This is a genomic window from Salinivibrio siamensis (assembly GCF_001996005.1).
GTDB lineage: Bacteria > Pseudomonadota > Gammaproteobacteria > Enterobacterales > Vibrionaceae > Salinivibrio > Salinivibrio siamensis.
In genome coordinates this window covers 25,455-36,387 of sequence record NZ_MUFB01000030.1, presented here as the reverse complement: position 1 = coordinate 36,387, position 10,933 = coordinate 25,455, and the positions used below count along the sequence as shown (strand labels likewise).

Sequence of the window (10,933 nt, the reverse complement as noted above, 5' to 3'; positions counted from 1 at the left end):
CTATTCAGATATTGATTTTTATGAACCCAATAATAACATGCCCTCTAGTTTTATAGGGATTCCTGTTTTTGATAGAAATGTTAATTATATGGGCGCGTTAATCTTTCAGCTTCCTATTGAACCTATAAATAAAATCATGCAAGTGACGGCGGGAATGGGAGCCACTGGCGAATCCTATTTAGTCGGCTCTGATTTTTTRATGCGAAGTGACTCCAGGTTTTTAGAGCACAATAATATACTGAAGACTAGAGTGGACACTGTGCCATCAAGAGATGGTTTACAAGGTTCATCAGGAAAAGGGTTATTTACCGATTACCGAGGGCGACGTGTGTACTCCGCTTATGCACCTATCTCTTTCAAAGGCGTTGAGTGGGTGATGATTGCCGAAGTCGATCAAGATGAGGTGTTCCAGCCTGTATCGGAAATGAGTCAAATATTCCTGTTTACTAATCTTATCGTTTTTGTGTTTGTTGTTTTTTCGGGGTATTTATTAGGTGTTAGTATTTCAAACCCGATTAGGACAATGACAAGTACAATGCTACGGCTAGCAAAAAATGACCTCTCGACTAACGTTTACATTAGTAAGCGTGAGGATGAGATTGGCCAAATGGCGAAAGCACTTGTTGTATTTAAAAATAATGCTGAGAAGCGAGAAGAGTTAAAGTCTCAGTTAGAACACTTGGCTAACCATGATAATTTGACAGGATTGGCCACTCGTGATTTCGCGATGAAAAAATTGGAGGTTATAACTCAAGCATCAAAAGAAAAAGGTAATTATGTTTCTGTAGTTTTTGTTGATCTAGATAATTTTAAAAAAGTAAATGATAGTTTTGGGCATCAAACAGGGGATCGACTTTTGTGCGACGTAGCTAAGACGTTAACGGAGTCAGTCCGACAAACTGATGTTGTGGCGAGGATTGGTGGAGATGAGTTTTTGCTTTTATTAGCTAACATGCCTGATTACAATGCTATTAAACTACTAGTCGATGAAGTGATGTCATCAGTAAGAATGACGCTGTCTCACTCTGACAAGTTCAGCTTTGTCTCGTTAAGTGTTGGTGTTTCTATCTTTCCAAATGATGATAACAGTATAAACGGGCTGGTTGCGAAAGCTGACAAAGCGATGTATCGAGCCAAAAGCAATGGAAAGAATCATTACTGTTTTTGGAATGAGCAAGATGATATCGATGAATAGGACTAAAATATCGTCGATGTACATATTATGGTGGATACGCAGATCCCCCGTTTGTTAAATTCAAAGGCATTGTTCTTAACAAGATTGGTTGGCAATCACGTCATAGTGGAACGTAGCCTTAGGGTTACGTTCGCCGATATGAATATTCCATTGCCATCACGTCCACCCTCTACCCTAAGAGGGAAGTTATTAATATAGGTATACAGCGCCGCTGCTGCTCGCGCTGTTATTCTGTTGGTCACTATTGATTCCGGAAGACGCGCTGTCTTCTCTGCGAGAGCCAATCGCTAATACGTCTCCATTGGCGGATAGAGAAGCAACAAATCCGAATAAATCGCTTGCCTCAGTATTGGGTGGCTTGATGTAAGATTGTTGTACCCAGGTGATTCCATCTCGCTCAAACAGATAGACCGCGCCGCTATCTGCCGCCGACGTGTCGTTCTCATTACCGTTAATTCCAATCGTTGCACTTTTTTCACCAACGGCGGCTATCGCTAATACATCGCCATTTGAACTCATTGATTGGTACCAGCCAAAGACATTGTTTGCATCAGTATTAGATGCTTTTAAGTAAGCTTGTTGGCTCCATGTGGTACCACTTCTTACAAAAACGTAAGACGCTCCGCTAGAGGGTGCTGAGTTATCCATTTGCCCGTTGTTGATCACCGAGGAGCCACTACTCTCAAGTGGTGCGCCTATTGCCAAGGTGTTCCCATTTGCAGATAGTTCGACTGATGCCCCGAAAGAATCATTGGATTCGGTATTAGAAGCTTTGAGATACGCTTCTTGACTCCAGCTATTTCCATCGTGATTAAACACGTAAACCGCACCACTACCTGTGGCAGCATTATTGCTTTCGTCTCCGTTGATACCTGTTGCGTCACTGTCCTCATAACGCGCGCCAACTGCCAATGTATTGCCATTGTTGGAGAGTGCGATGCTGTAGCCAAATTGATCTGATGCGCCAGTATTCGACGCCTTTATATATGTGTCTTGTGACCATGTATTGCCACTATCGCGATTAAATATATAAACTGCACCGCTCCCACTGAAAGATGTGTCAGCTTGATTGCCATCGATACCTGTTGTATTGCTGCTTTCCTTGTAAGCACTGACAGCCAGTCGGTTTCCGTCAGCACTTAACGCAAGGCTCCAACCAAATTCATCGTTTGAGTGGGTATTTGATGCTTTTAAATAGGCTTGTTGACTCCAAGTGTTATTATCGCGAGTGAATACATAGGCAGCACCACTGTTTGTACTCGATTCATCGTTTTGAGTACCGTTGACACCAGTTGCTGCACTATCTTCCCCTGGTGCGCCCACCACAAGAGTACTCCCATCTTCTGATAAACTGAGACTATGACCAAAAATATCATCAGTGTCAGTGTTTGAAGCTTTGATATACGCCTCTTGTTGCCAAGCGTGATTCACATACCTAAATATATACACAGCACCAGATGATTGTGTTGCGTTATTGGTTTGGTTGCCATTAATTCCTGTTGCATTACTACTTTCATTAATGGCACCAATTGCAAGCGTCTCTCCATCTTTTGATAGCTCAGCGAAATAACCAAACTCATCGCTAGCATCTGTGTTGGAGGCTTTAATATAACCAATAGCATCCTTTAGTTCGCTCTGGTTCACAGTATAGGTCGATGAGTCTGTGCAGCCTTTATCGTTGCACGCGGAGAGGATGTATTCAGCATTGGCGCTAGTGGGTAAAAACTTTTCAAGCTCGTAGGTTGTTACATTGTTAGAGATGGTCGCGATTTGGGTAAATCCTGAATTACCATCGGAATTTTCATAAAGCAGGTACTGATTCTCATTCGAGAGATCATCCCAGTTGAAAGCAAATGTTTTGGTTTGTTGTGGCGTCATCGATAAGTGAGGCGCTTTAGGCACCGTAAGGCCAAACCGGGCAATCACGGAACAATCCGAATAAATAGGGGCTGTGATGTATATATCACCAGTTAGCTTTCCACCACACGTGCTGTCCACTTTATCCAGCTGATAGCCGTCGAACGGTGTTAAGGTGAAACGCTGGCGCGCACCTTGACCAACGTCCAGAGAGGTTGAAGGCGCAATGGAACCACCACCGCTAGTGGAGGAAGTAATCGTAAAATTTGTGTCTCCAGTGTCATCATTGCAGCTCTTTAGTGCAAAGAGAGCAAGTACAACAACACCAAAAGCCCATCCTGGAGCCATACTTCGACTTCCCTGTACTTATCAGCCGGTGATCATCGTGACCACACGTCGTGACGCTACCTTACTCTTGTTTATAAAACATGTGCTATTGGGTTGCAATTGACTTAGGGCATTTATAAGTCGGCACGAACAGATAAGCTGCCGTTACTCACACATTTTCTTTCTAGCAGGAAAAAGCGAGAGAAGGCGAGTATTTTCTCCTTCTCACGCTTAGTTCAAAAATATCTAGCTTGGCTCAAAAATAGTGTGTTGGATTTGGTTTACTTCATTAACTTTAGTAACTGTAGTTTGGCGATTAAGTCTTGAGTGAGCCTAAACTTTACGAGGGCGGCCGTTTTCATCAATGGCGACATAATTAAAGGTCGCATGGCTCACTTTGCTGCGATCGCCTATCTCATCATGACTGACGGGCTTAACCCAGACCTCAAGTTCAATGGTAATCGAGGTATTGCCGATGCGTTGGCATGTCCCGTAGCAGCAGACCACATCGCCAACACTGACGGGCGATTTAAACGTAATGTCATTGACTGACACAGTGACAACGCGTCCCCCCGATATTTCTTTGGCGAGGATCGCGCCAGCTAAATCGAGCTGGGACATGATCCAGCCGCCAAAAATATCCCCATTGGCGTTAGTGTCGGCGGGCATGGCTAATGTACGAAGCAGCAGTTGGCCGCGGGGGCAGTTGTTTTTATTGTCAGGCATGGCTCTCTTCACATCTTATCGCAAAAGGGGGTAGACCCCTTTTTTATAGAACAAGGTAAGAATTGTGACCGCTAACACAGCATTTGGGCAAGTTTTTATTGGTCTGAGTTGCTCTCTTTGGGCATATGGCGGTAGATATACACCCCAGTTGCAATCATAAATAGGAAGGTCAGGATCAAGGTGCCGAAGACCTTAAAGTTCACCCAGGCATCAAGTGGCATGCTGTAAGCGACATAAATATTCACGCCCGCTAATAGCGAAAAGAATCCGATCCAGGCCCAATTAATGGTGCGCCATACACGCTCCGGGAGTGTGATCTCTTTGCTGAGCATGTTTTTAATCAGCGGTTTGCCCATCGCCTCGGACACCGCCAAGCCAATGGCAAACAGGGCATACACAATAGTCACCTTCCACTTGATGAAGTTGTCATCGTGAAAAAATAGCGTCATGCCGCCAAATATAGCGACCAAAATGGCAGTGACGATTTGCATCTTTTCGACGCGTTTATACAACACCCATACCAGTGCAACTTGCACCAGGGTAGCGATAATCAGTGCGCCGGTTGCCATATAAATATCGTAAAACTTGTACAGCGCGAAGAAGATAATGAGTGGAATAAAATCAATCAGTTGTTTCATAACGCCATCGTGTGCCTATGCTGCTTTAAAGCTAAATGTGTAAGCAGTGTAACCAAATGGGTGAGAGGGGGGAAACGACAATTTTAAAGCGGATAAGGGTTAAGCGGAGGCGCCTTGGCAAAGGTGCTGCCAAGGCGCGTTGAAGATTAAATCCAATCCCAGCCGAACACCAATAGCATCAGTATTGGGCAGATAACACGAACGTAGCCTGGCCAGATTTTCCAAAACCAGGTTTCACCGAGCTCAGGGCTGCCTTGAACCAGCTCTTTCAAGATTTCGTTGCGGTGCCATAGCCAACCCGCCACCAAGGCAAACAGCAGGCCGAGAATAGGCTGCGCGTATTCGGTGGTAACGGTGACCACTAGACCAAACAGATCGCCAAAGTTATATACAATGGTGGCTGAGGCAAGGGTGATCAAACCACCAATCCACCAAACAGCTTTTTCGCGAGATTGGCGTAGTTCTTCGGTTGCACAAGCCACGGGCACTTCAAGCATTGAAATAGCCGATGTGAGAGCCGCAATAACCATCAGCAAGAAGAAAGCGAAGCCGATAAACAAGCCGGCATTGCCCATGGTATCGAACATGGCAGGTAGCACGCTGAATACGAGGGTATCGCTACTGAGTAGATCACCGGTTTCACTGTAAATCGCCACCCCGTTGTGCTGGGCGACAAACATCGCCGGCATAATCAATAGCCCGGCAATAAAGGCGATGCCGGTATCAAGCAGTGCCACTTGAGCCGCGGTTTTAGGGATACTGGCTGACTTGGATAGGTATGAGCCATAGACCATCATTACGCACACACCGAGTGAGAGCGAGAAGAACGCTTGTCCCATCGCACTCACTACCAGGCTCGGCGAGAGGTGTGATGGATCGGGGATCAGGTACATTTTCAAGCCATCAATCGCGCCAGGCTGGAACAGAATGTACACCACCATCACCACGAAGAGTAAAAATAGCACTGGCATTAAGCGAGACGACCAACGCTCGATCCCGTTAGCAATGCCGTTACGAACCACCAAAATGGTCGGTACCATAAAGCACAGCATCAGGGCGAGGTTACGGGTTTCGCTGAATGACTCTAACCAGTTCGCGGCATCGACAAAGCCCAGCGCGGTGAGCAGTGGTGACACCATAAATCCGACCAGCCAACCGGCGACGATGGCATAGAAGCTAAGGATACCGGTTGCCCCGAGCATACCGACCAAGCCGAGCAAACGGCCCAACCATTTTTGCCCACCCGCGACTGAGGATAATGAGCGAACTGGGTTAGCATTGCCATAGCGTCCAATAGTGAGTTCTGCTACCAAAAGGGGGTACGCGAGGACAAAAATCATGATTAAATAAATGAACAGAAAAACGGCGCCGCCGTTTGATGCTGTTTGCGTGGGGAAGCCCCAAATGTTGCCGAGCCCAATCGCAGAGCCGGCTGCCGCCAAAATAAACCCTAATCGGGATGAAAATTGTGCGCGTTGTGTGTTTGCCATACCTACTCGATATCGTATTCGATAATTAATTGATTTTTATGGACGCATAGTCAGTGACGCCCATCAGGTACTCATCTAAGGTGTAAATTAATCATTACACGCTTAAGTAAGTGCTTCCCTCTGTAAAGACTCGTAAGTAAACCAGTTTATGCGTAGAATTTGAAGATCATGCCGTACGTAATGCCATCATATGGCTGTATTTCCCCATATTCTCTCTCCGCGTGATTACTTCTTGGTCATTAGTAAGGGTAATTCGCTACCTATAGTGAGTATCACAGTGGCTTTCTCTATCGCAATTACTGATTTAACACATTGTTAACATTGCTGCCCTGAGTCACGTTTTGGTGTACGCGTTAAAGTACTTGTTAGTGACTTATTGTGGTTTTTGTCACGATTTTTCCGCCACTTGTCGTTTTATAGAGACAAATGATGGCTTGCACCGCGTGCCAAGCTAGGCAGAATAGAGACAGCGAGAGAACATGCTTTCGTTCGTTATTAATAGGGTGTGCAATTAGGCATGGAAAAAGTCTACGAGATCGTAACCTTACTGCTGCTATTAGTGTACTGGCTAACCATTGCTGGGGTAACTGTGCGAGTGGTGTTCAAGCGCCGCGCACTGGGAGTCTCTATTGCTTGGTTAATGATCATTTATATTCTGCCTATTGTGGGTGTCATTGCCTACCTGCTATTTGGTGAGCTCAACCTCGGCAAAACGCGTGCAATGCGAGCGAAAGCGATGTTTGAACCCTACCGGCAATGGTTACTGAGCTTGCAAGCGTGTCCAGCCCATCGTCCTCAGCACATCAATGAACAATCTCACCATGTCAACCGTCTCTGCCATGCCCGAATTGGTGTGCCGGAGCTCACTGGTAATCAGCTAGCCTTACAGACCGAGCCCGCTGATATTCTGAAGTCCGTGGCACTTGATATTCGTCAGGCGCAGAAAAGCGTCGATATGGTGTTTTATATTTGGCACCCAGGTGGCCATGCTGATGAAGTGGCGCAAGCAGCGTGTGACACTGCCAAGCGTGGGATCCCGGTGCGTATCATGTTGGACTCTGCCGGGAGTAAAGTTTTTTTCCGTAGTAAATGGCCACATGCCATGCGTGAAGCCGGGGTTGAGCTGATTGAAGCCCTTGCCGTGAATCCGTTTCGGATGTTTTTCCGCCGCCTTGATATTCGCCAGCACCGTAAGGTGGCGATCATTGATAATCATATTGCGTATACCGGCTCTATGAACCTCGTGGATCCGCGCTTTTTTAAGCAAGACGCAGGCGTGGGCCAATGGGTGGATGTGATGGTGCGGGTCTCTGGCCCCACGGTGCCGGTATTAAGTAGCGTGTTTGCATGGGATTGGGAGGTAGAGACTGGACTCCGCGACTTGCCATCATCGCCAGAGTGTTTGCTGATTGAAGATCACCAGCACGCCAATCACGCGGTGCAGGCCATCCCGTCTGGACCTGGCTTGCCAGAAGGCATGATTCAACAGGTATTGACCCTTGCTATCCATCAAGCGGAAAAAAGCATTGTGATCACCACTCCTTATTTGGTACCAAGTGAAGGGCTGATGGTGAGCTTACAAACGGCCGCGCAGCGCGGAGTGTCAGTCACGCTGATTATTCCCGAGAAAAATGACTCCTTGATGGTGGAGTGGGCGAGCCGCTCGTTTTTTGAAGACTTAATGTCAGCAGGGATAGAAATCTACCGGTTTGGTGGCGGTTTATTGCATACCAAATCCGTGCTGGTGGATGAGCAATACTGTCTTGTGGGCACGGTCAACCTCGATATGCGCAGTCTGTGGCTGAATTTTGAGCTCACGCTGACCATCGACGATCCTGAATTTTGCGCGAGCATTAATACGTTGCACCGTCATTATTTGGCGCAATCGACCCGTATTAGTGCCGACGATTGGCAACAAAGACCGTTTTATCATAAGCCGATCGAGCAGTTCTTTTACATGTTTAGCCCGCTGCTGTAAGGAAGCTGAGTTGTCGGATAAGACACGATGACACGTGCAGGCTAATCTATTTACCGTATGCAGTATTACTGCATAAGTATTTGTATTTGCTTGTGATGAGGCAACAAGAATGTAACCATCTATGATCTTAAGCAATACACAGCCGGATAGTCAGCCATCCCTCCTGGCRACGCACTATACTAATCAGTGCCCCAAGTTGAGTGATAGGAGGCTAACATGTCTATCCATTCACGTAGTTACACCTTAAACACCACCCCCGCGCGTCAAGCGCATGTGCGGGTGATCCCCAATGGCAATGTGACGGTGCACATCGCCGACGAGGAGAGCCCCCACCTCGCTGAATTTGATGAAGTGTCGTTTCAGCGTAAAGGCAAAATCACCCAGTTGTTGGCTGAACACATTGAGCCCGGCAAACATGATAATTGGGCGTTACCTTTGAACCATCGTGATGCCAACGAGCTCGCGACATTGATTGACCAAGCTCAAGAAGAGTTCGAGATATTAATGCGTGACCTGAGCTAACACCCTGACCCACCAGTGGTTTATTGGTGGGTCTTTTTTTGCCTTCATGACGTGCGCTCTGATCGCGCTGACTTCCTTTTGTCTCAATTGTGCGAATTATCAATAAACCCGCTTGTTAGGGCTGTTCAATATGCATCATCTTGACGCACACTAGTCGCAAGTCCGCCACACACGTGGTGAGATGCTGACAGGTGGCTCATTCTGAGCGCGCAATACGCTTGGGTAGGCTGCGTCTGGCACGTAACCTAAACCTGTTTTTATTGAGTAGTAACGGTTGAGCGACAGCAGAAAAGACAACCGTAAGGACGTAAATGGTGAGCGATGAACGTACAATCATGCCCAACCTGTATAACGGTATTTTGCGCGTCGGCGCGCGCATTCGTTCCCTATCTCGTGGTGCTATTTGTCTGTGTGATCGCACTAGGCAGCGCACAAGCGTCACTTCGTGTTCCTGTGTCACTGACTCTCACGGTAGGCGATGGGGAGCGCATCAGTTTTGATCGTCAACAATTAAACAGATTGCCTCAAATCGATATCACTACACACACGCCTTTTACTTCCGGATTGCAAACCTTTCGGGGGGTCAAACTTTCAATACTGCTTGAAGCCGCCAATGTATCGCACTATCAAGCATTGACGCTTCATGCGATGAACCGCTATCAGGCACGTTTAACGCGGGACGTAGTGACACGCTATCAGCCTATTATTGCGTTTGAGCGCAATGGTAAACCGATGACCATTCGGACGTTAGGGCCACTTTGGTTGGTTTACCCTTTGGATGATTACCCGCGCCTGCAATCCGATCGCTTCTACGAGACGATGGTTTGGCAGTTAACAGACATTGAGGTTGAGCCTTGAGGAGGCAGGAATGATGAGAAATAAGCAACTAAAAATCATGCCTGCTAAGCGCGTGATCTTGGTCGGCTGTATCGCTTTAATGGCAGTCGGCGTGGTGTTGACGACGCACAAGATCACGAGCTTATCGGATCGGTTGACCAGCAGCCAAAGCAAACTTGTGTGGTACATGCTGAGTTTGTCCAAAGAGTACGATGCACTGATGACGTTGCTGGCTCGCTACCAAGGCGGAAAGAGCAGCTTTGATAGTGTGGCGGTGCAGCATGAGATCTTGTGGAGCCGCTTTCCTGTCGCGATCAAAATAGCGAGCGAACAAACCGCATCACAGCCAAACCCTAGCGTGTTGCTTAACACGATATATCGCGATCTTCAGGCGAGCGAAGCGAGCTTCTATGCCCTACGTTTCTCTACCCACAATATTGGTGACGTGATGGCGCGCTATCGCCAACAGCGGCAACAGCTGGAAGAATACTTTGGGCAGACGCTGTCATTGCCAGGCAATGGTTATCGAGAGCACACGCGGCTGCTTAATCAACTTGGGCAACTGACCACCATGATGACATTGGGGATGATGGCGGTTGGTGCGACGGTTCTGCTGCTTATCGCGCATGACGCGAAACGTTACTACAAACTCGCCCGAGAGGATCAACTGACTGGCCTGAATAATCGACATTGGCTGTTTGATGCCTTGAACCACCGCTTTGCGACCTCGACAGAAGGGGTGGCGATTTTAGTGATCGATTTGGATGGTTTTAAGGCGATAAACGACACGCATGGGCATGATGTGGGTGATGTGTTTTTGCGCACACTGGCAAAGCGCTTTGCTGATGAACTCCCTAGTCATGCCGTTATCGCGCGATTAGGTGGCGATGAATTTGCGGCGATAATTCCCTATCAAGAGGCAAATATGCCTGGTGAGATAGCGACGACACTGGTCAATATTGCGCAACGACAATCGGTATTGCTTGGCCACCGGTGCAAAGTGTCAGCCAGTATTGGCCTGGCATTCGGGCAAAATAACATCAGTGGTGAAAGGCTACTGAGGTATGCGGATACGGCGATGTATGCGGCAAAACACGGCGGTAAAAACCAATATCGTGTTTACCATGACGCGATGCAAGCATCTGACCACCGACTGCACAGTCGTGGCGCGCGTCGACCAGCGCTGGAGAGCGACGACAGCAATGAAACACAGACTGATCAGGGTGATGCATTTAAGGTTTCGCTCGCGACAATCCGCCAAATCAGTAAACCTAATGCGCGTGAATGACGCTATCGCGAGCGTTAATAGGTGGGTGACGTGAAATGGGCAGGCAATCCTGCCCGTTTTAGTGGTTGACGTCGT

Annotated in this window: 9 protein-coding genes; 5 read left to right on the top strand and 4 right to left on the bottom strand. The window is 47.5% G+C overall.

Going from position 1 to position 10,933, the window contains the following annotated elements; translation table 11 throughout:
- On the top strand, nt 1-1,195 hold a 1,195-nt coding region (locus BZG73_RS13560; protein ID WP_131826204.1), incomplete at its 5' end, for a diguanylate cyclase.
- Between the two features lie 189 nt (nt 1,196-1,384).
- Here BZG73_RS13560 and BZG73_RS13555 read toward each other — a convergent pair.
- The 4 genes from BZG73_RS13555 to BZG73_RS13540 form a co-directional block, all read right to left on the bottom strand.
- Nucleotides 1,385-3,400: an FG-GAP repeat protein gene (locus BZG73_RS13555; RefSeq protein ID WP_077668572.1), complete on the bottom strand. Its 2,016-nt coding sequence runs from the start codon at nt 3,398-3,400 to the stop codon at nt 1,385-1,387.
- Nucleotides 3,401-3,712: 312 nt separating this feature from the next.
- The gene (yciA, locus tag BZG73_RS13550; protein WP_046073443.1) at nt 3,713-4,105 is read right to left on the bottom strand and encodes an acyl-CoA thioester hydrolase YciA; all 393 of its coding nucleotides are present in this window, start codon (nt 4,103-4,105) and stop codon (nt 3,713-3,715) included.
- A gap of 95 nt (nt 4,106-4,200) precedes the next feature.
- Entirely contained in the window at nt 4,201-4,743 is a 543-nt protein-coding gene (locus tag BZG73_RS13545; RefSeq protein ID WP_077668571.1) for a septation protein A, read from the bottom strand.
- A 146-nt stretch (nt 4,744-4,889) separates the two neighbouring features.
- The gene (locus BZG73_RS13540; RefSeq protein ID WP_077668570.1) at nt 4,890-6,233 is read right to left on the bottom strand and encodes a sodium-dependent transporter; all 1,344 of its coding nucleotides are present in this window, start codon (nt 6,231-6,233) and stop codon (nt 4,890-4,892) included.
- A gap of 517 nt (nt 6,234-6,750) precedes the next feature.
- Here BZG73_RS13540 and cls point away from each other — a divergent pair.
- The 4 genes from cls to BZG73_RS13520 all read left to right on the top strand — a co-directional run bounded on the left by cls (nt 6,751) and on the right by BZG73_RS13520 (nt 10,858).
- Nucleotides 6,751-8,211 (top strand): cardiolipin synthase, encoded by a 1,461-nt coding sequence (cls, locus tag BZG73_RS13535; RefSeq protein ID WP_077668569.1) that lies wholly within the window; start codon nt 6,751-6,753, stop codon nt 8,209-8,211.
- A 216-nt stretch (nt 8,212-8,427) separates the two neighbouring features.
- Complete coding sequence (locus tag BZG73_RS13530) at nt 8,428-8,733, top strand: hypothetical protein (protein WP_077668568.1); 306 nt, start codon at nt 8,428-8,430, stop codon at nt 8,731-8,733.
- A gap of 321 nt (nt 8,734-9,054) precedes the next feature.
- A complete protein-coding gene (locus BZG73_RS13525) occupies nt 9,055-9,591 on the top strand; it encodes a molybdopterin-dependent oxidoreductase (protein ID WP_077668567.1) in 537 nt (178 codons plus the stop codon).
- 10 nt (nt 9,592-9,601) lie between these two features.
- Complete coding sequence (locus BZG73_RS13520; RefSeq protein WP_077668566.1) at nt 9,602-10,858, top strand: GGDEF domain-containing protein; 1,257 nt, start codon at nt 9,602-9,604, stop codon at nt 10,856-10,858.
- Nucleotides 10,859-10,933 lie beyond the last annotated feature (75 nt).